We start from the raw sequence: 20324 nt of genomic DNA on the forward strand, positions 1-20324 counted from the left end.
TTTACGGTTGATCACACAAGCTTGGTCAGCCGTTTAATCTAGTTGCTTAAGCAGCTGCCGTACTTGTGCTCGGGTTTCATCTATCTTGATAATAATGGCTTGGGCACTGCTTTCATCATCAGGTAGTTGCTGCCAATTTATTTGCCAGCTTTGTTTTAGCTTCTCTGCTGCGACATTGAGCTCAGGCTCAGTTATCATGCTCAAATCGGCAATCAAATTAACCTTCACCCAGCCTTTGCGTGGATTGCCTAAAACGCTATCGTTATCATAATGGGCAGCAAACACAATCGATTCGAGTTCTGATAGTTGCAGTAACAGCTCAAAACTCGCTGCGCGGACATTGTTATTGTACTCGGTGATTTCCATGCGCCAGACGTTGTAACTAAAGCCTATAAGGGCAAATAGCATGCTAAATACCGCCGTTATTTGAAATACCGAAACAGTTCGCTCGCCAGAAATTGCTATTTTCAATTATTACCCCTGTTTAGCTTTGTATAGTTTCAGTTTAGCCAACAGCTGCAGGTTTCTCTGTGTTTATTGCTGATTTAAATCGGCTTGCCACTGGTCTGATCTGTTTAAGTGGGAAACGGCCTAACTGCATGTATCTGTTAATTTTATTGTATACAACTTTTATATTAGTCGTGGCTATTGCTCACCTAGGGCTAGGGTGATACTTTAAGGCCGTTTTATACATCATAAGGAAATCATGATATGGAATATTTCATCGGACCACTTAAAAAATATGCTGAATTTAGTGGGCGTGCGCGTCGAACTGAATTTTGGATGTTTATGCTAATTTGTTTCGGTATTCAATTAGTTTTAACACTTCTAGGTTTAGAAACCATTTCAATGCTGTTAAGCTTAGCGCTAATCGTACCAAACTTGAGTATTGGTGCGCGTCGACTTCATGACACTGGCCGTTCAGGTTGGTGGCAGTTGTTGCTACTCATTCCGCTTATTGGCTTTATCGTGCTTATTGTGTTCTGGGCCCAAGATAGCCACAGCGCAAACAATTACGGTGCAAACCCTAAAGAGGGTGTACCCGCTTAACCGCTTTATTTAAGTGTTAACATAAAAAAACCGGGGTCATCCCCGGTTTTTTGTTGTTGGCGTATTAAAGCAAATAATTGCTAGCCTAGGCTATTCGTTAGCACCGTTATTGGCTTTGTATTCTGCTTCCCATTTTGGTACCACTTTTTCGATAAAGATAGCTTTGTCGGCACGCATCTTGTCCATATCCATGCCCAATACCGCTTGTGCTTTCTCTTTGGTTGAGATATCTGGGATTGCGACGGCAGACACGACACCTTGCGAATTCAGAATTTCACTTAGCTTTTTGCGTGCCTCTGCTGATTTCTCAAGTGAGGTCTTAAGAATGCGAATACCTTCTTCCGGTGCATGAGCTGCAATACCGTGAGAGGCAATAGCGAAGTCCCAACGCCATTGAGCATGACGAATATCGGTTAGAGCTGCAGCCATCTTCTCTTCGTTAGCTCCAGCTTTCCATGCTGCAGCAGCTTCAAAGTGGGCTTTAACTAGCTCTTCTTCAGCTTGCAGCTTTAAGCTGTTAACCTTGTCTTTATTGGCTTTAACTAGTGCTTGCAGTTGCTCTTTGCTCTGGTCGTGGCAATTACCGCAAGTAAATTCAAACTTATCAAATGGGCTGCCGACATTATGATCTGTGTACTCTTTGCCCTCAGCATTCGTCACACGTGGCATGTGACAATCGGTACAGGAAACGCCCATGTCGCCGTGTAACCCTTTCGCTGTGGTTTCATAACCTGGATGCTGTGCTTTCAGCATTGGCGCTTTTGATAGCTGATGGGTCCAGTCTTTAAACTTAAGCTTGTCGTAGTAGGCTTCCATCGCTTCTACAGAAGTCCCGCCATCCCATGGGAACTTAACCCAGTTTGGGTGTTCTTCGTTTTTTTCAAAATAGTATTCAACATGACACTGACCACAAACCATGTTTTGTTTTTCTGTTTTGTCGGCTTTGTCAAAAGGCGTTCCCAAGGTTGCGAAGGCTCTTTCGGCAAATGGTCTTGCAATTCGGAGCTTTGGTGTACCCGGTTTATGACAATCTGCACAACCTAATACATGGACGATCTCCGGGCCGCCTTTAGCCCATTTCCCCTTAAAGTATTCAGCTTCACCTTGCTCTTCAATCACTCTAGGGACATCGGGGCTCTTACAGCTCCAACAAGCCATCGGCATCGGCCCTTCATCTGCTTTCATAGGTGCGCCAGTACGTAAGGTGTTCCTTAGATCGGTAATCACATATTGGTGACCACGTGGTGCATTGTAGTCTTTGGCAAAACCGTAACCCGCCCACAAAATGACTAAGTTAGGATCCTCGGCTAATGCATCGGTGATCTCTTTACTCTCAGCTGTTTTTTGCCAACTTTGATATTGCTTTGGAAAGCGTTTTTCATATTGTGAGCTGTCTGCAGGGTTAGTTTTTGCTGTGACGCTTAGGCTCATCAAACCTAGGCAAACACCAATCACTAAGGGGGCTTTTAGTGCGTTCATTTTAGTTTAATCCTTTTATATAAGGGTTTAGTTATATGTAAAATGTAGTCGCTGTTGCTATGTTGTCAAAAGTAATTGGCGAGTATTTTTTACAATTAATTTACTTTTAGTTTAGGGCGTTAGTTAAACACCGACATTGCATAAAGCTTCACCCTATTATCGATAGGTTTAATCTTGCTATTTTTAGCGACTTTTTAGGTGTAACTGAGTTAGATGAAGAGGGAGTGATTAATAAGATTGCCAGCCTTTAAATACTAAACTCGCTGGTGAGTTCGTCGATACATTGCCTACCTTAGCTAAACCAAGAGCTTCGTCATAATGGATGCCGCCAGCACCAGATACTTTGACTTTTTTCCCCAACACCGAGCCTTTAAAATCTACGGCAGAGGCGATATGGACATCTGATAACGGAGCGTAAATTGCCGCGTAAATTTGCTCAACACCACCTAAAATATCAACTCCCGTACCGCTGTAAGAACTGAATATTGAAAATACAGGTATGCCATTTTTAGTTAGGCCTTTCGCTGGGGTGTTTATTGTTGAACCTGAGCCAATAATGAGTGCGCCTTTTACAATTAAAGTTAAGCTGGAGTCATCGGGGATGGTTAAAGTGCTAGCTCCAGATAAGGAAAAGTTACCTTTAACGTACATCACGGCATTATGGCCGGCTTTGACCGCAATATTTCCTTTAATATTGACGTTGTCATACATAAGGATGGACTGAGTTTTACCTAAAAAACGGGCATTGGTAGCAGGTATTGCAGCAGGCTTGCTTGAAGCACTTGGCCAATAGTTGTAGTCCGCTTCGGTATTGCTTAGGGTATAAACAGTAGCGGCAGAACCTATGTCTCTCACGTCTAGATCTTGAGCGTTATCAGCGAAAGCATCAAGGGTTAACACGGCATTTTCAATATCCAGCGGATCGCAGGTTATGTCGTTGGGATCATTCGGGTCAAGCACGCCATCATCGACTGGCAGTTTCTCAACTAACTCGACTTGCTGCAATGTTGGCTCTGGTGCTTGTACTTTATAAGGCGGATTTAGGTATGCAGAGTCGGGAGCTCCAGACCACTCTTTGGCAAAGTCACCGTTGCCTGCGTAAACTAAATTATTATTGCGGATCTGTGAATAAGTGCTTGATAGAGTGACACCTTGCTTAGCCCTTACGCCAAAAACACTACCTTCATATTGCGCGTAATTAGCGTAAGTTTGCGCGACGCCGTTAACATTGACTTGGCGAAGATCGATATTACCTGCAGCTAAAATGTCGCCACCAATAGTGTTGCCTAATGCATATACATATCCGCCAGTGGTGATGTTGCCATCGACTTGGGTTTGCCTTAGGTTAACGTATCTATTGGTGTGGATATTGCCCGCTACTGAGCCGTTTTGTTGGTTGAAATAACTATAAGCAGTCGCATTGCCACCGATGGTACTATTGTTAAACATATCAATAGCACCGTTACTGAAAACATTACCCGCAATGTGGGCTGAGCTATTAAACTCGACACTACCGATAGCAATTAGGTTGCCGTCAATGTTACCCGTGCCCGAGAGAATTATTTTGTCATTGTCATTTAGGGTTCTCACAGTGACGTCAGTATTGATATTTTTATTGCCACTAGGCAGCGTGGTCGCATAATCGCCTTGGCTAGAATCATAGCTGTCAATTTTACCGCTACCGCTTATGGTGACACCATCACAACCAATAATACCGCCACCAAATGCGGATGATGACTGTGATGATGCACTGACTAGTTCAAAGTTTGCTTTTAATTTTGTTTCACCATCAAAACGAAACCCGTCGCTTTGCAGTGATAGTCGGTTTGAACCGGTTGTAATATTGGCAGTGAGTTTATAGGACATATTTGAAATGCCAGTTGCAGAGCCACTGGTTTGCATCGCCGCAATTAGCTGCTCTAAACTTTGATTAGGGTTTGCAGCTAGTTGGCCATTGAGATAGTTATAGGTGTCGAATACGCCTTTTTCAGCCACTAGACGCGCATTCATTTTCTTTTGAAAGTTACCGCTTAATCGCTCTTGTGCTGCGTTATCTTTTAACGAGTTAAGAACTAACACGCCAGCCATCATACTCATGATGAGCACAGTGACTAGTGTAAAACCTTGTTGAGATCCCTTTAGGCTTCGAGTGTGCATTCCTTGCAAAACTAACCTCCGGTGGCTTTTGTTAAAATAATGCCTGTAAGGGCGATATCAATCTGCATTGGTGCTGCTGCGCCGATCCCCGCAGGTTCTCCTAGCTGAGCTTTGGGAGTGATTGTTATCGAGACCAAATCACCGGCTCGGGAAAATAGAATGTCTTCAATGCCAGTTAGAATGGTTTGTGGGTTGGCACCAATATCGCAAACGAGATGAATGCCATTAAGGCTATATTTCTCGACATAAGCGACGATAGGGCGAGAGCCATCGCAAGCAATGGTATTAGCCGCTTGGCTAACATGTAACTCAGTAGGCGAGTTAATAGTGACTAAGCTTGTTTGTTTGAGACTGCGGGTGAAGGTTTGCGCGCTAAAGCGCAATACTTCTTGCGCATTCTCAATATTTTTACTGCTTAATATGACAGTATTTATTGAGGTGTATGCCATAGATACCCCCAAGATCAACGTGGTACTAATCAGCATGCCGATAAGTAACTCGATGATAGTAAAGCCTGTCTGTGATGAATCATTAAGGCGCATTGCAGCTACTCGGCAACTGAGGAAATGCGGCATTTATATTGATCTGATTATCGTTTATAGCAGGGTTTTCATTGTTTACTCTTTCATCAACCCAGCTAACATTGATAGTAAAATTATTATTAAAGGCGTTAGCTGCTGTACCTATTAAAGTCATAGAGTAACCACTGACATCGGGTGCGAGTACATTGTCAATATAGGCTTGATCAAATGTCTTAGCTCCCAGTTGTAAATCGCAAGCATCAGCCCAAATTCTTTCTACTGCATTGTTTGCTTGGATCAAGGCAACGGTATATTGAAAGCTATTGCTGGCGTACTGTAGAGACTTTAGTTGTCCAGCAGCTAAAGAGAGTAGGGCGACACAAGAGACGAACATTGCAATCATTACTTCAATTAATGAAAAGCCTCTATGAGGCGAGCGCGTCTGTTTCATTGGCAGTTCATCGACTTGGTTAATAGCGTTTGACCACTGATAAATATACATAGGTATCTATCATCAGTTTGGTAATCGTTATCTGTGATGATTAAGTTAGCAGCAGCCATTGCGCCAGTATTTGAAATCACCATATCTTGCAGATTATTAACACTAATTGATGGGTGGGTTGCAGAAAACTGCGCTAGGGTTTGCTCTTGAGCTGTATCTTTATCTATTTTGACTAACCACTTTGAACCAGCGACGACGAGATCGACTTGTTGATCGCGTTTGGCGGCTTCACTGCGGGCAAATTTAACAATACTTTGTAGCTGATTGGCATTAGTGATGATGCGATCGTTTTTGATTTGTGAGGAGAAAGACGGCAGAGCAACAAGGGCTAAAATTCCGATAATTGCTAATACCACAATCATCTCTACCAAGGTGAGTCCTTGAATCCTGATCGATACGTACCGTGGTTGTTTGACAAATAGCCTCATTGCTATCTCCAGCACTCTGGTTGTAACGCCGTAGTGTCACCAGTGTGATCTATGCTCAAGCTGCCACACTTGTCATTAGCTTGTGCATTAATAGGACTGGCGATAAGGACGAATATGCTAGAGTCATTAAGTTTACTCGGCGTTGCGATTGCTGCATTTGAAGGGCTATATTCAAAACGGTAGTAGTCACTTGCATCTGGAGTGAAACTATCAGGGTATCCGCCAAGCCGAGTAAATTGCCTTTCTAAAATAGAGACTTGTTGTAATAGGAATTGTTGTGCATCAGCACGGCGAGCCTCTTGCACATATTGCGTGTAAGCAGGCAGGGCTATGGCGTATAAAATCCCAATAATGGCAATAACCACCATCAGTTCAATTAAGGTAAATCCTTGCGAGTAAACTTTCATATAACCCTTAGTCTAACCAGTCCATTGTGTCAGCAGTAAAAGACTATCTTTGTGTAAACAAAATGTAAACAAAAAACAGGCTCGTAATATAAATACGATACAATATATGGTTTAGGATCATCATTAGTAGTGTGAAATCGATATTTATGATTGTTTTTTAGGCTGCAATGATTGCGTTATACTCGGTGGGTAATCAAAAGGGTTTTATGCTTCAGGCCTTATAAAACAGTATTTTATATGGTTTAATTTACTTTCGTACCCTAGTTGACTTAGCGTAACCTTAAAATTTTAAGCTTGGTTTATATTTGTTGCTAACAAATGCTGCTTTTATTTATATAAGATAGTTTATAACGTTATATGTGTAGCTATGTAACAGAAAGGCAGTAGGCTAATTTTCTGCCATGTAAAATTAAAGGATTCACTTAGCAGTTGCTATTAGGTTAGATGAAACTTGCAAACTGGCATTTCCTTTAACTCAAAAAGTCTATATTATCGCCTCCCTTTAATTTTTGACTGCAAATAATGAAACTTGTAAAACCGGCTGCTTTGGCACTATTGTGCGCAAACCTTTCTGGCTGTATCACTTTTCCAACAGATGAATCTAACACGGTAAAAGTACTTTGGGACGATACTGACGCGCTTGTTGGCTGTGAGCATAAGGGGACTGTGATCGGTTCCCAAGGGCATTTCTATGACTATTGGCTGCATGCCGATAAAGATATGGTGTGGGGTACACTTAATGAGATGCGAATTAAAGCGGCCAAATTGAACGCGGATACGATTTATCTATATAAGCCGCTTGGTTTTACTGGTTCGGTAACTATGATAGCTAACGCTTATGATTGTGACGCTGCAGTAACTGAAATAGAGTCTACTACAGGTGCAACGGCGGACTCTGTTAGCACTGCACAACCGACTGCTGCAAAATAGGCTATATAAAAACGCAGCCAATTGGCTGCGTTTTTGATTCCGATATCTCTATATTAACTAGAACGTCATTTCAGGCACATGTTCTGGTACAACTAGTTTTCCTGCTGTTTTCTCAACAATCTCTTCAACAGATACACCGGGAGCCCGTTCTAATAAATGGAACGCGCCGTCTTTAATTTCCATAAAGGCTAAATCGGTTAATACGCGTTTGATGCAACCAAATCCGGTTAGTGGCAGTTCGCACTTAGGTAGCAGCTTAGAGTTACCTTTTTTATCGGCATGCATCATAGTCACGATAATATTGTCAGCGCCAGCCACTAAGTCCATGGCGCCGCCCATGCCTTTGATCAGTTTTCCTGGGATCATCCAAGATGCAATCGATCCTTGCTCATCAACCTCAAATGCGCCTAAAACCGTTAAATCTACATGGCCGCCACGGATCATAGCAAAGCTCTCTGCTGATGAGAAAAACGATGCGCCATCTACTGCGGTTACGGTTTGCTTACCTGCGTTGATAAGATCTGCATCAATGGTTTCTTCAGTCGGGAATTCGCCCATACCTAATAAACCATTCTCCGATTGCAGCATTACCTGCATACCTTCAGGGATATAGTTAGCCACCAATGTAGGGATCCCAATACCTAGGTTGACATAAAAACCATCTTGCAGCTCTTGGGCTACACGTTGAGCGAGTTGCTCTCTTGATAATGCCATGGTGTAGCCTCCTTACGCTTTGTCTGTGGTTGATTTTACGGTGCGTTGCTCGATACGTTTTTCAAACTTACCTTGAATCACTCGATCAACATAAATGCCTGGGGTGTGGATATGGTCAGGGTCAAGCTCACCGGGCTCAACAATATGCTCAGCTTCAACCACGGTAACTTTACCCGCTGTTGCCATCATTGGATTGAAGTTGGCTGCGGTTTTTCGAAACACTAAGTTACCCATGGTATCGGCTTTCCACGCACGTACTAATGCGAAGTCTGCTGTTAGTGCTGGCTCTAATACATAATGACGGCCATCAATTTCACGAGTTTCTTTACCTTCCGCTACGGGAGTGCCGTAACCCGTTGCGGTAAAGAATGCCGGAATGCCTGCACCACCGGCACGAATTTTTTCAGCTAAGGTACCTTGTGGGGTCAAGATAACGTTTAACTCACCCGATAACATCTGTTGTTCAAAGGTGGCGTTCTCACCAACGTATGAAGCTATCATGGTATCGATTTGACGGCTCTTTAATAGCAAGCCTAATCCAAAGTCATCGACACCGGCATTGTTTGAGATAGCGGTCAGTCCGGTGACTCCGGTTTTAACCATTTGCGCGATTAAGCCTTCCGGTATACCGCATAATCCAAAACCGCCAACCATGACCGTCATATCGTTTGTTAGGCCTGCAAGCGCCTCGTCATAGCTTGCGACAACTTTATTGAGTCCTGCCATTATTGTTATCTCCTGATTCTGCCAAATGCTAGGTCCTAGGTCCTAGGATTTTCTTGCTCTCTACTCGCTTAATGCTTTAGCAACTTTCGAACCTGATCCGCGGCCAAGGGCTTGGCTGATCTTATTGCCAGCGATGGCGAGTTTATTTAAATCTATGCCTGTTTCTATGCCCAATCCATGCAACATATAAACTAAGTCTTCTGTGGCTAAATTACCCGATGCGCCTTTAGCGTAAGGGCAGCCTCCAAGACCTGCAACCGATGAGTCAATTACGCTCACGCCAGTGTCTAAACATGCCAGAATGTTAGCCAGTGCTTGTCCATAAGTGTCGTGAAAATGTAGCGCGAGCTTATCAATTGGCACGACCTCTGCTACAGCTTCAACCATTTTACGGGCTTTGTGTGGTGTGCCAACGCCTATGGTGTCGCCAAGTGAAATCTCATAACAGCCCATTTTGTAAAGTAATTCAGACACCCGAGCGACTTCACTGACGGCTATTTCACCTTCATAGGGGCAGCCTAAAGTGCAGGATACATAACCACGAACAGGTACATTTTTGGCTTTAGCCAGCTCCATTACTGGAGCAAAGCGCTCAATCGATTCAGCAATCGAGCAATTGATATTCTTTTGACTAAAGCTCTCTGAGGCCGCACCAAAAATGGCAACTTCATCGCTATTAGCGTCAAGCGCAAGTTCCAAGCCTTTTAAATTTGGCGTCAGAGCACTATAAGTGACCCCTTCATGACGTGTGATCCCTGCGAGTACCTCAGCAGAGTCCGCCATTTGCGGTACCCATTTAGGTGAGACAAAACTGGCTGCTTCAATGCGCGTTAAACCCGCTGCAGCCAAATCTTCAATGAGTATGATTTTATCTTGAGTGGTCACCGGCTTTTCGTTTTGTAGACCATCACGGGCGCCCACTTCAAAGATGCTGACCTTGTTGGGATAAGCAGCCATTTATGCAGTTTCCTCAGTTTTAGCCAGTTCAACTTCAGTCGCCTCTACTTCGGCTAAAAGCTCGCCGTCACTAACAAGTTCACCAGGTTTGAAGAAAAATGCACTGACTACGCCATCAAAGGGCGATTCTATTGTGTACTCCATTTTCATGGCTTCCATCACCATAATGCCTTGGCCTGCTTTGACGTTATCGCCGACAGCAACAAGTTGGGTCACAATTGTGCCATTCATAGGCGCTTTGAGTTTATCCTCGAGGTTATCTTGCTCTTCAACGATTTCTGACTCGAGTGCTCGATAGTGGTAGCTGCTGGAATCAATAAACAGGGTAAAGTCATCTCCGACTTGGCTAACAGGTAGGCTGACTTTATGACCGTTAGATTTACCCATTTCGGTTTGTTCTGAATTAAGGGGTTGTAAGCTGATCTCTGCATGCAGCGTCTCAGCCACCAATTCACCTGAAAGGGTGATGAGTTCATCATCAAGCTGTAACTGATATTGCGACTGGCCTGCGATTTGAGATTCGATTAAATCAAGATGATTAATCTGATGATTGTCATCTAATAGAGCCACTTGATGTTGGCTGGCGCTGTTAAGTCTAAAGCCGCTGTTGTTACTCCATGGCGAGTAGGGATCACGGCTTGCTTGTGCGGCAACTTTTGCCTGTTGTTTGCGAACACAAAGTTGATAAAGTGCTGCCAAGCTAAGGGCGATTTTTTGTTGCTCGGGGCTAACGGCTGACTGGGTTAATAACTCGTCGCCATAGCGCTCGATAAAGTCAGTGCTAAAGTTTGCATCATTAAAAGCTGTATGCTTGGCAATATTGGCTAAGAACTCAATATTGTGTTTCAGGCCACTGATTTGGTAATCATCTAATGCGTGCACTAAACGCTGCAATGCGCGCGGGCGTGATTCATCCCAAGTGATAAGTTTAGAGATCATCGGATCATAAAAGTTACTGATCACATCATTTTCACGCACACCTGAGTCGATACGTACAAATTGGCTTTGTGTCGGTTCACGTAAAAACTCGAGCTTGCCACTGGCGGGTAAAAAATCATTTTGTGGATCTTCTGCGTAAATGCGGGCTTCAAAAGCATGACCAGTGATTTTTACTTCATCTTGTTTAAGCGGCAATTTACTACCACTGGCAACCATAAGCTGCCATTTAACCAGATCTTGGCCCGTTACCAGTTCAGTTACTGGGTGCTCTACTTGCAAACGGGTATTCATCTCCATGAAATAGAAGCTGTCATCGGTATCTAATAAAAACTCAACCGTACCAGCACCTTCATAATTAATCGCTTTAGCTGCGGCAACTGCCGCTTGTCCCATTTTTACTCTCAAGGCGTCACTTAGACCCGGAGCTGGCGCTTCCTCTACTACTTTTTGATGGCGGCGCTGAATCGAGCAGTCGCGATCAGACAAGTAAATACAATTGCCATGGCTGTCGGCAAATACTTGTACTTCGACGTGGCGAGGCTGTCTGAGATAACGCTCCATCAAAAGTTTGTCGTTACCAAAAGAGCTAATGGCTTCACGTCTTGCAGAGTGAATTGCATCGAGTACTTCACTGCTATTTTCAACGATGCGCATACCTTTACCACCACCGCCAAAGGCGGCTTTAATCAATAAAGGAAAGCCCATTTTATTGGCTTCAGAAACCAGTAAGTCATCGTCTTGGGCATCACCGTGATAGCCGGGGACTAACGGCACATTGGCTGCGCCCATAATCTCCTTGGCAGCACTTTTACTGCCCATCGAGTCAATTGCTGCAGCACTTGGGCCGACAAAAGTAATATTGGCTTGTTCACACTTAAGTGCAAACTCGGCATTTTCTGATAAAAAGCCGTAACCTGGGTGCACTGCTTGGGCGCCAGATTTTTTGGCGATGTCGATAATAAGATCGCCTTTTAGGTATGAGTCAGCAGGTGCGCTGCCCCCAAGATAAAAGGCTTCATCGGCCATGGCAACATGGCGAGCATTGATATCTGCATCAGAATACAGTGCGACTGTGCGCACCCCCATGGCTTTGGCTGTGCTGATGATCCGACAAGCGATTTCGCCGCGGTTAGCAATTAGCAATTTAGTGAACATATTATTTGGCTCCTTGCCCGCTGGCGTTGTGGTCATTGTTGTTCGTTGCCGCGTGAAAGTCTGTAGTAGTTGGCCATTGTGGCGCGCGTTTTTCAAAAAACGCATTTAGGCCTTCTTGGCCTTCATCAGAAACACGGATGCGGGCGATGCGCTCACTGGTGTGCTCTAACGTGCTTTGATCTATGACGCCATCTTCTAAAGTGGAAAGTAGTGATTTAACCCACGCCATTCCCTGTGGGCTATTGCTCAGTAGTGCGTTAATTATTGGCTCGGCAGCAGCGTCTAAATCGTCATTTATCTCATGGATAACTTGTAGCTCGAGTGCTTTTTGTGCGTCAAAACGCTCGGCTGTCATCATGTAACGCCGCGCTGCACGTTGGCCCATAGCGCGGGTGACATAAGGGCTAATCACAGCAGGGATCAACCCAAGTTTCACCTCGCTTAAACAAAAGCTGGCGCGCTCATTAGCAATAGCAATATCGCTGCAGCAAATAAGGCCAAGTGCACCACCAAAGGCTGCACCTTGGACTAAGGTGATAGTGGGTTTTGGAAATTTATCCAATACCGACATGAGCTTAGCTAGTTCATTGGCATCGTTAAGGTTTTGCGAGAAATCCATTTTGGCTTGCTTGCGCATCCAGTTAAGATCGGCGCCAGCGCTGAAGTTTTTGCCATTGGCTTTTAGCACTAATACTCGGCACTCAGGGCTAAGTGCAAAATGCTCCAGCACAGTGATCATTTCGCTAATCATCACTTCATCGAACGCGTTATGCTTGTCGGCTCGGTTGAGCACCATCTGTGCTACGCCGCCATCGAGCTCACAACTTACATACTGTAATTGCTGACTGAGCAGTGCGGTATCCATTGTGACTGAGTTATTCATTGTAATCTGTCCATTGTGTTTTCTAAGTCGATGTTTTCTATGTATCCCAGGAGTGGATTACATACGGAACACACCAAACTTAGTGTCTTCAATCGGCGCATTTAGCGCTGCAGACAAGGCTAAACCGACTACATCTCGGGTCTGCGCTGGATCGATAATGCCGTCGTCCCATAAGCGAGCGCTGGCATGATAAGGGTGACCCTCTTTATCGTACTGCTCTACAATGGGTTTACGGAACTCTTGCTCTTCACTGTCAGGCCAGTCAACGCCTTTGCGAGCCAGACCATCTCGTTTTACTGTGGCTAATACGCCTGCTGCTTGCTCACCGCCCATTACTGATATGCGGGCATTTGGCCACATCCACATCATGGTTGGTTCAAAGGCGCGACCACACATACCGTAGTTACCTGCGCCATAACTGCCGCCAATAATTACGGTAAATTTAGGTACATTGGCGCAAGACACCGCGGTTACCATCTTGGCACCGTGTTTGGCTATGCCTTCGTGCTCATACTTTTTACCCACCATAAAGCCGGTGATATTTTGTAGGAACAGGAGTGGAATTTTGCGTTGGCAACATAGCTCAATAAAGTGCGCGCCTTTTTGTGCAGATTCAGAGAACAAGATGCCGTTGTTAGCAACAATCCCTACTGGGTAGCCGTGAATACGGGCGAAACCACAAACCAAGGTATTGCCATAGTTAGCTTTAAATTCATCAAAGTCTGAATCATCTACTAGACGAGCAATGACCTCTTTGACATCAAATGGCTTTTTAAGATCGGTACCGACGATGCCGTATAGCTCGTTGATATCATACTTTGGCGGTTTTACAGGGCTTAGTTGGGCGCGAATTTCTTTTTGATGGTTGAGGCGAGTCACCGCTTTGCGCGCAAGTTCTAATGCGTGTTCATCGTTTTGCGCCATATGGTCAGCAACACCCGATATTTTGGTGTGTACTTCAGCGCCGCCCAGCTCTTCTGCACTCACTTCTTCACCGGTTGCCGCTTTTACTAACGGCGGACCAGCTAAGAAGATGGTGCCTTGTTCTTTAACGATTATCGACTCATCTGCCATGGCTGGTACATAGGCACCACCCGCAGTACATAGCCCCATCACTACTGCAATTTGCGGAATACCTTTGGCTGACATCTGCGCTTGGTTATAGAAGATACGACCGAAATGATCTCTATCTGGGAATACTTCATCTTGGCGGGGCAGGTTAGCGCCACCGGAGTCAACAAGGTAAATACAAGGTAAGTGACAGCGGCTGGCAATATCTTGGGCTCGCAGGTGTTTTTTAACGGTGACGGGATAGTAAGTGCCACCTTTTACCGTAGCATCGTTTGCAATAATCATGCATTCAACGCCGCTTACTCGGCCAATTCCGGCAATGACACCTGCCGCTGGTACTACATCGTCATAAAGCTCATAGGCGGCAAATTGCGAGATCTCTAAAAACGGAGAGCCTGGATCGAGCAGTTTTTCTACGCGCTGACGTGGCAGCAGTTTGCCACGAGAAAGGTGACGGTTGCGAGCGACTTCACCGCCGCCTTGTTCAATTTGATGGAGTTTTAGTTTTAAGTCTTGAACCACGCTTGCCATGTCATCAAACTTGGCTTTGAATTCATCGCTACGGGCATTTATACGGCTGCTTAGTTGCGTCACAATTTCAATCCTTTTGAAGCTGTTTGAGTGAGGCGGCGTTAAGCGAGCCGCCTTGATGCTTGTCTGTTTGTCGAGCGGGTTAGGCTATTTAGATTCGTTAAACAGTTCGCGGCCAATTAGCATACGGCGAATTTCAGAAGTTCCTGCACCGATCTCGTACAGCTTGGCGTCACGCAGTAGTCGACCTGTAGCGTATTCATTAACATAACCATTACCGCCAAGAAGCTGAATCGCATCCAATGCCATTTTGGTGGCAAGCTCTGCAGAATAAAGAATGGCCCCAGCGGCATCTTTACGGGTGGTTTCACCACGATCGCACGACTTAGCTACGTTATAGATGTAAGATTTGGCTGCGTTCATGCCAGTGTACATATCCGCAAGCTTGCCTTGAACGAGTTGGAATTGACCAATTGATTTACCAAACTGCTCACGCTCATGAATGTATGGCACCACGATATCCATGCAGGCAGTCATAATGCCAAGTGGGCCGCCAGATAGCACCACGCGCTCGTAGTCTAGGCCACTCATGAGTACTTTTACGCCATTATTCAGGCCGCCAAGAATGTTCTCTTCTGGTACTTCACAGTTCTCAAATACTAGCTCACAGGTGTTTGAACCACGCATCCCGAGCTTGTCGAGCTTTTGCGCTTGGGTAAAACCTTTAAAACCTCGCTCAACAATAAATGCAGTAATGCCGTGAGCACCTTTATCTAAATCGGTTTTAGCGTAAATCACATAAGTGTCAGCATCAGGACCGTTGGTGATCCACATCTTGTTGCCGTTGAGTATGTATCTGTCACCCTCTTTACGAGCATGCAGTTTCATTGAAACTACATCTGAGCCCGCATTAGGCTCACTCATAGCCAGTGCGCCAATATGTTCACCTGTGATCAGCTTTGGCAGGTATTTAGCTTTCTGCTCACTATTACCGTTACGGTTGATTTGATTAACGCAAAGGTTTGAGTGCGCGCCATAACTTAAGCCTATAGATGCAGAGGCACGGGAGATCTCTTCCATTGCAACAACGTGAGCTAGGTAGCCCATGTCGGCGCCGCCGTACTCTTCTGATACCGTCACGCCTAGTAGACCCATGTCACCTAACACAGGCCAAAGCTCATTAGGGAAGGCGTTCTCAAGATCTGTTTTTGCGGCGATAGGGGCAATTTCATTCGCTGCAAAACTCTGTACTGCGTCACGCAGCATATCGACGTCTTCACCTAGGCCGAAGTTTAGAGATGTGTAGAGTTGGGTCATTTGCTTGTGTCCTGTCAATTTGTTTGCTGTTAAGTCCACTGATCTTTGCCGTGATACTTAGATTATTTTAAGCTTAAGTGATTGTTTATATTTGCTAAGTGTTATTTTTTAGCGCCTCGCGACATTGCTGCTCGGCAGAGTTAAGTTCCATTAAGACGACTTTGATGTCATCCATCTGCTGTTGTAGTGAGACTTTTTTCTCCTCAACTAACTCAAGCATGGTGTGCAGTTGACTGCTGCTGTTTTTATCGGCATCGTAAAGCTCGAATAAACGTCTAGTCTCTGCTAATGAAAAACCTAAACGTTTACCCCTTAATATGAGTTTGAGCCTGACCTTATCTTTAAGGCTGTAGATCCGTGTTTGACCACGGCGTTTAGGTTTAAGAAGACCTTGATCTTCATAGAAACGAATACTTCGGGTGGTGATATCAAACTCTTTTGATAAATCACTGATTGAGTATGTCGTTTGTTGCAGCTGACTCTCAGACATCAAATAACACCATAATTATTTACATTTAGTGCACGATATATGAAGTTTACGTAAAGGTAAAGTTTGTGGGCTGGTCTTATCGGTATTTTCAACTTAAGTAATGTCAATTGCGCTTTCCAGAGTCATGAGCTTGTGGCGACTGACGGTATTCAAGCTTTTGCTTTAGGTTTTATTTGTTATTTATAAACAATGCTTTGCATTGGATTTGCGTCATGTTTATCTACGGTTTACTCGCTAAATACTTACTTATTCTAAGGTCTAATGGGGATTTATTGGCCACAGCTACATAATGCAGGTGATTATAAAATAGACTAAAGCTGGCTAAAGAAGAGAGCGTATTAGCGCCGCGTTTTAGCAAGGGGAGACCTCATAGTGAATAATAAACATCTGCAATTGCATGCTCAATCTATTAACCATCCAGAGACATTTTGGGCACAAGCTGCCGACGCTATAGACTGGCACTCAACATGGGAATCGATCCTCGATGATCGGCAAGCACCGTTTTATCGCTGGTTTGCTGGTGGCAAACTTAATACTTGTTATAACGCGGTTGATAGGCATGTTGCAGCGGGGCGGGGAGAGCAAGTCGCACTGCAATATGTTAGCCCTATAACTGACTGTGAGTACGGCATTACCTATCGTGAACTGCTAGCTCAGGTAAGCAGACTGGCAGGATATATGGATTCCATAGGGGTTAAAAAAGGCGATAGAGTCGTGATTTACATGCCTATGGTGCCGGAAACAGCCTTTGCCATGTTGGCTTGTGCGCGTATTGGCGCGATTCATTCTGTGGTTTTTGGGGGCTTTGCTGCTAATGAGCTGGCAACTCGTATTGATGATGCGAAACCTAAATTAGTGTTGTCAGCTTCCTGTGGTATTGAGCCTTCAGGTGTTGTGCCTTATAAACCTTTGCTTGATGCCGCTTTATTACAAGCTAGTCATCAAGTAGAGCATTGCATCATATTAAACAGGAGCCAGTGTGAGGCAACGCTGCAAGCAAACAGAGATATAGATTGGCAAACAGCTGTGGCGACAGCTCCTGATATTGATTGCGTTGCTGTTGAGTCCACAGATCCACTTTATATTTTATATACCTCGGGTACGACAGGGCAGCCAAAAGGCGTTGTGCGTGATAACGGTGGGCACGCAGTAGCACTCGCTTGGTCAATGAAACACATTTATGACATTAGTGCAGGTGATAGCTTTTGGGCGGCATCAGATGTGGGTTGGGTTGTGGGCCACTCTTATATTGTATATGGACCGTTATTAGTGGGTGCAACAAGCGTACTGTATGAAGGTAAACCTGTGGGAACACCGGATCCGGGCGCATTTTGGCGGACGATAGCCAAATATAAAGTGAAAAGCTTTTTTACTGCGCCAACCGCTATTCGGGCTATCAAGCGCGATGATCCTGATGGGCTGTTTCTGCAAGGGGTTGATTTAACTTGTCTTGAAAACCTATTTTTGGCAGGGGAACGTTGCGATCCCGACACCTTACATTGGGCTGAGCAGCAATTGCAGAAGCCAGTGATCGATCATTGGTGGCAAACCGAAACTGGTTGGCCTGTTGCAGCTAATTTAATGGGTTATGCTCCGGTGGCGGTAAAAGCCGGTTCGCCTGCATTAGCAGTACCGGGTTATCAGATTGATATAGTCGATGTTATAGGCGAGAAAGTTGCAGTAAATGAGACTGGCAACGTAGTTATAAAGCTGCCTTTGCCCCCTGGCACACTAACCACACTTTGGCAAAATGAGCAGCGCTATCAAGATAGTTATCTGTCAATGTATCCCGGTTACTACTTAACTGGAGATGCAGGCTATAAAGATGAACAGGGCTATCTTTATATTATGAGTCGTATCGACGATATCATAAACGTGGCTGGGCATCGATTATCTACCGGTCGCTTTGAGGAGGTGCTGTGTCAGCATGACGCCGTTGCTGAGGCCGCAGTCATAGGTGTGAAGGACAATTTAAAGGGACAAGTCCCTTTAGGTTTAGTGGTACTTAAAAAAGGCATTAACCTAAGTGATGACGAGCTTAATCAACAATTGATGACATTAGTTCGTCAAGAAATAGGCCCTGTTGCTTCCTTCAGACTGGTTAGCGCAGTACAAAAGCTACCCAAGACTCGCAGCGGTAAAATTTTGCGCGGTACGATGCGCAATATTGCTGACAATCAAGACTACAATGTACCTGCGACTATTGAAGATCCGGCGACACTAGATATTGTTCGAAATACCTTAACCCGTATGGGCTATGCTGATGCTCATGTTTAGTAGTTGATTCTACTATAATTAACCTAGCTTTAAAGCTGAAACAGAGTTTTCAGCTTTTTTATTGCCAATAGGAAAAGTAGATTGCAACGATTTATTAACTCCTAAGTCTTTATCTGGTAATTAAGTTACCAAACTCTGTATAATCACTAACAAAATTAGACCTATCATCTCAATGTTTAACAGCAATTATTGTTGTGTATAAAAAATAATTGATAGGTAATTCTCTGTGACCTACGGAATTAATCTATATGAATAACCAAAATCAGCTTTATGATATCGGTGTTATAGGTTTAGGTGTAATGGGTAAAAACCTTGCACTTAATATAGCGGATAACCAGTACAGGGTTGCTGCGTTTGATCTTGATGAACTCAAAGTAAAAGAGACTGTTCGACAAGAAGAACTCGAACGGAAACAATACTTAAAACACCTTACTCAAGCTCGAATACTTGGCTGTAACAATCTTTCTGAACTGTTGTCCAGTTTAGAAAAACCACGTATTTTGTTGCTTTCAGTACCTGCTGGTGCACCCGTCGATGGTGTGTGCGAGTCGTTAATTGAAGCGGGAATCGAAAGTGACGATATCGTTATCGATACCGGAAATAGCCTTTGGACTGATACCGTTGATCGTGAGCTAAGTTACAATCAAGACTTTCATTTCTTTAGTTGTGCAGTGTCAGGTGGTGAAGTCGGTGCCCGTTTTGGGCCTTCTTTGATGCCAAGCGGTAGCTTGACGGCTTGGAGTCGAATTGAACCAATCTGGCAGGCAATTGCAGCGAAAGTGGATACAAAGACTGGTTTACCTATTGAGCGATTTGAACCAGGCAATCCGGTTACTGAAGGAGAGCCTTGTACCACTTATATTGGACCTGCAGGTTCCGGTCATTATGTCAAAATGGTGCATAACGGGATTGAATATGCTGACATGCAGCTCATCTGTGAAGCTTATCACCTGCTGAGCCAAGGTTTAGGCCTTAGTGCTAGCGAAGTGGGTGATGTGTTTGAACGTTGGAATAAAGGCAGTTTAAATAGTTACTTAATGGAGATTAGTGCCGATGTACTAAAACAGGCAGATCCATTAACAGCTGCACCTTTGGTCGAAATGATCTTAGATAAAGCGGGTCAAAAAGGCACTGGACTATGGACAGCCGTAAGCAGCCTACAAATAGGTTGCCCAGCGCCAACTATTGCTGAAGCGGTTTATGCAAGGGCAGTGAGTACTCAAAAAACGCAAAGGCAACAATTGAGTAAGTTGCTTGCTGGCCCAAGCCTTTCTCTGAGTAGCGAACTCGATAAGCAAGCTTTTATTGATCAACTGGAACATGCCCTTTATTGCGCCAAGGTTAGTTGTTACGCTCAAGGCTTCCAATTAATGGCGATGCAAGCAAAAGAGATGGGTTGGCAGTTAGACTTTGCTGAGATTGCCAAGATCTGGCGAGCCGGTTGTATTATTCGCGCCACCTTCTTGCAATCAATTACTCAAGCTTATCAGCAAGATAGTGAATTAGAAAACCTATTAATGGCTGATGTGTTTGCTAAACAACTATCAGCTAAACAGGATGATTGGCGCATTGCTGTTTCACAAGCAGTGATGAGTGGAGTGCCTGTCCCCTGTATTAGCTCGGCGCTCGCTTATTATGATAGCTATCGCAGTTCAGTTTTACCGGCTAACTTATTGCAAGGCCAGCGTGATTACTTTGGTGCTCACACGTTTGAGCGTACCGATAAGCCAGCAGGTGAAAAATACCACCTTAACTGGAGCAGTGACCGCAAGCTAAATAAGCTGTAATTG

The 20324-nt window shown here is 44.5% G+C and carries 19 protein-coding genes; 4 read left to right on the forward strand and 15 right to left on the reverse strand.

Features of this window, described 5'->3' with window-relative positions; all coding sequences use genetic code 11:
* Window positions 1-33 precede the first annotated feature (33 nt).
* Entirely contained in the window at window positions 34-471 is a 438-nt protein-coding gene (locus L884_RS0114185) for a hypothetical protein (RefSeq protein ID WP_028768114.1), read from the reverse strand.
* A 240-nt stretch (window positions 472-711) separates the two neighbouring features.
* On the opposite strand from L884_RS0114185, the gene L884_RS0114190 reads away from it, so the two are divergent.
* Complete coding sequence (locus L884_RS0114190) at window positions 712-1050, forward strand: DUF805 domain-containing protein (protein WP_028768115.1); 339 nt, start codon at window positions 712-714, stop codon at window positions 1048-1050.
* 90 nt (window positions 1051-1140) lie between these two features.
* On the opposite strand, the gene nrfA is transcribed toward L884_RS0114190, so the two are convergent.
* The 6 genes from nrfA to L884_RS0114220 all read right to left on the reverse strand — a co-directional run bounded on the left by nrfA (window position 1141) and on the right by L884_RS0114220 (window position 6544).
* On the reverse strand, window positions 1141-2481 hold the full coding sequence (nrfA, locus tag L884_RS0114195; RefSeq protein ID WP_245603151.1) for an ammonia-forming cytochrome c nitrite reductase: 1341 nt from the start codon (window positions 2479-2481) through the stop codon (window positions 1141-1143).
* A 276-nt stretch (window positions 2482-2757) separates the two neighbouring features.
* Complete coding sequence (locus L884_RS0114200; RefSeq protein ID WP_028768117.1) at window positions 2758-4686, reverse strand: DUF7305 domain-containing protein; 1929 nt, start codon at window positions 4684-4686, stop codon at window positions 2758-2760.
* Between the two features lie 11 nt (window positions 4687-4697).
* The gene (locus tag L884_RS0114205) at window positions 4698-5228 is read right to left on the reverse strand and encodes a PilW family protein (protein ID WP_028768118.1); all 531 of its coding nucleotides are present in this window, start codon (window positions 5226-5228) and stop codon (window positions 4698-4700) included.
* On the reverse strand, window positions 5218-5658 hold the full coding sequence (locus tag L884_RS0114210) for a type IV pilus modification PilV family protein (protein WP_037410985.1): 441 nt from the start codon (window positions 5656-5658) through the stop codon (window positions 5218-5220). The genes L884_RS0114205 and L884_RS0114210 overlap by 11 nt, the downstream gene beginning before the upstream one ends.
* Window positions 5655-6137 carry a GspH/FimT family pseudopilin gene (locus tag L884_RS0114215; protein WP_051435642.1) on the reverse strand — a complete coding sequence of 161 codons (483 nt, stop codon included), beginning with the start codon at window positions 6135-6137 and terminating at the stop codon, window positions 5655-5657. The genes L884_RS0114210 and L884_RS0114215 overlap by 4 nt, the downstream gene beginning before the upstream one ends.
* A 2-nt stretch (window positions 6138-6139) precedes the next feature.
* Window positions 6140-6544: a type IV pilin protein gene (locus L884_RS0114220; protein ID WP_028768121.1), complete on the reverse strand. Its 405-nt coding sequence runs from the start codon at window positions 6542-6544 to the stop codon at window positions 6140-6142.
* Window positions 6545-7066: 522 nt separating this feature from the next.
* Between L884_RS0114220 and L884_RS22140 the strand changes: the two genes are divergently transcribed.
* Window positions 7067-7474, forward strand: coding sequence for a DUF4156 domain-containing protein (locus L884_RS22140; RefSeq protein ID WP_051435643.1), 408 nt, complete (start codon window positions 7067-7069; stop codon window positions 7472-7474).
* 57 nt (window positions 7475-7531) lie between these two features.
* On the opposite strand, the gene L884_RS0114230 is transcribed toward L884_RS22140, so the two are convergent.
* The 8 genes from L884_RS0114230 to L884_RS0114265 form a co-directional block, all read right to left on the reverse strand.
* Window positions 7532-8188, reverse strand: coding sequence for a 3-oxoacid CoA-transferase subunit B (locus tag L884_RS0114230; RefSeq protein ID WP_028768122.1), 657 nt, complete (start codon window positions 8186-8188; stop codon window positions 7532-7534).
* Window positions 8189-8200: 12 nt separating this feature from the next.
* Window positions 8201-8914, reverse strand: a complete 714-nt coding sequence (locus L884_RS0114235) for a CoA transferase subunit A (protein WP_028768123.1) — start codon at window positions 8912-8914, stop codon at window positions 8201-8203.
* 60 nt (window positions 8915-8974) lie between these two features.
* Entirely contained in the window at window positions 8975-9871 is an 897-nt protein-coding gene (locus tag L884_RS0114240; protein WP_028768124.1) for a hydroxymethylglutaryl-CoA lyase, read from the reverse strand.
* Window positions 9872-11965: an acetyl-CoA carboxylase biotin carboxylase subunit gene (locus L884_RS0114245; RefSeq protein WP_028768125.1), complete on the reverse strand. Its 2094-nt coding sequence runs from the start codon at window positions 11963-11965 to the stop codon at window positions 9872-9874.
* Window position 11966: 1 nt separating this feature from the next.
* On the reverse strand, window positions 11967-12848 hold the full coding sequence (locus L884_RS0114250) for an enoyl-CoA hydratase-related protein (RefSeq protein ID WP_028768126.1): 882 nt from the start codon (window positions 12846-12848) through the stop codon (window positions 11967-11969).
* A gap of 57 nt (window positions 12849-12905) precedes the next feature.
* The gene (locus L884_RS0114255) at window positions 12906-14513 is read right to left on the reverse strand and encodes a carboxyl transferase domain-containing protein (RefSeq protein ID WP_028768127.1); all 1608 of its coding nucleotides are present in this window, start codon (window positions 14511-14513) and stop codon (window positions 12906-12908) included.
* A gap of 84 nt (window positions 14514-14597) precedes the next feature.
* Complete coding sequence (locus tag L884_RS0114260; protein WP_028768128.1) at window positions 14598-15767, reverse strand: isovaleryl-CoA dehydrogenase; 1170 nt, start codon at window positions 15765-15767, stop codon at window positions 14598-14600.
* Between the two features lie 94 nt (window positions 15768-15861).
* Window positions 15862-16257 (reverse strand): MerR family transcriptional regulator, encoded by a 396-nt coding sequence (locus tag L884_RS0114265; protein WP_028768129.1) that lies wholly within the window; start codon window positions 16255-16257, stop codon window positions 15862-15864.
* Window positions 16258-16629: 372 nt separating this feature from the next.
* Here L884_RS0114265 and L884_RS0114275 point away from each other — a divergent pair, with 372 nt between their 5' ends.
* Both L884_RS0114275 and gndA read left to right on the forward strand, forming a co-directional pair.
* A complete protein-coding gene (locus L884_RS0114275; RefSeq protein WP_028768130.1) occupies window positions 16630-18534 on the forward strand; it encodes a propionyl-CoA synthetase in 1905 nt (634 codons plus the stop codon).
* A 248-nt stretch (window positions 18535-18782) separates the two neighbouring features.
* Window positions 18783-20321, forward strand: a complete 1539-nt coding sequence (gndA, locus tag L884_RS0114280; protein ID WP_028768131.1) for an NADP-dependent phosphogluconate dehydrogenase — start codon at window positions 18783-18785, stop codon at window positions 20319-20321.
* Window positions 20322-20324: the final 3 nt, after the last annotated feature.

Origin of the sequence: Shewanella fidelis ATCC BAA-318 (genome assembly GCF_000518605.1) — a bacterium.
Classification (GTDB): domain Bacteria; phylum Pseudomonadota; class Gammaproteobacteria; order Enterobacterales; family Shewanellaceae; genus Shewanella; species Shewanella fidelis.

Excerpts from the sequence above, each read along its gene's own strand:
- L884_RS0114250 (WP_028768126.1), bottom strand. The coding sequence starts at position 12,848 with ATGAATAACTCAGTCACAATGGATACCGCACTGCTCAGTCAGCAATTA.
- nrfA (WP_245603151.1), bottom strand. The coding sequence starts at position 2,481 with ATGAGCCTAAGCGTCACAGCAAAAACTAACCCTGCAGACAGCTCACAA.
- L884_RS0114215 (WP_051435642.1), bottom strand. The coding sequence starts at position 6,137 with ATGAGGCTATTTGTCAAACAACCACGGTACGTATCGATCAGGATTCAA.
- L884_RS0114230 (WP_028768122.1), bottom strand. The coding sequence starts at position 8,188 with ATGGCATTATCAAGAGAGCAACTCGCTCAACGTGTAGCCCAAGAGCTG.
- L884_RS0114245 (WP_028768125.1), bottom strand. The coding sequence starts at position 11,965 with ATGTTCACTAAATTGCTAATTGCTAACCGCGGCGAAATCGCTTGTCGG.
- L884_RS0114240 (WP_028768124.1), bottom strand. The coding sequence starts at position 9,871 with ATGGCTGCTTATCCCAACAAGGTCAGCATCTTTGAAGTGGGCGCCCGT.
- L884_RS0114260 (WP_028768128.1), bottom strand. The coding sequence starts at position 15,767 with ATGACCCAACTCTACACATCTCTAAACTTCGGCCTAGGTGAAGACGTC.
- L884_RS22140 (WP_051435643.1), top strand. The coding sequence starts at position 7,067 with ATGAAACTTGTAAAACCGGCTGCTTTGGCACTATTGTGCGCAAACCTT.
- gndA (WP_028768131.1), top strand. The coding sequence starts at position 18,783 with ATGAATAACCAAAATCAGCTTTATGATATCGGTGTTATAGGTTTAGGT.
- L884_RS0114200 (WP_028768117.1), bottom strand. The coding sequence starts at position 4,686 with ATGCACACTCGAAGCCTAAAGGGATCTCAACAAGGTTTTACACTAGTC.
- L884_RS0114210 (WP_037410985.1), bottom strand. The coding sequence starts at position 5,658 with ATGAAACAGACGCGCTCGCCTCATAGAGGCTTTTCATTAATTGAAGTA.
- L884_RS0114220 (WP_028768121.1), bottom strand. The coding sequence starts at position 6,544 with ATGAAAGTTTACTCGCAAGGATTTACCTTAATTGAACTGATGGTGGTT.
- L884_RS0114190 (WP_028768115.1), top strand. The coding sequence starts at position 712 with ATGGAATATTTCATCGGACCACTTAAAAAATATGCTGAATTTAGTGGG.
- L884_RS0114265 (WP_028768129.1), bottom strand. The coding sequence starts at position 16,257 with ATGTCTGAGAGTCAGCTGCAACAAACGACATACTCAATCAGTGATTTA.
- L884_RS0114205 (WP_028768118.1), bottom strand. The coding sequence starts at position 5,228 with ATGCGCCTTAATGATTCATCACAGACAGGCTTTACTATCATCGAGTTA.
- L884_RS0114235 (WP_028768123.1), bottom strand. The coding sequence starts at position 8,914 with ATGGCAGGACTCAATAAAGTTGTCGCAAGCTATGACGAGGCGCTTGCA.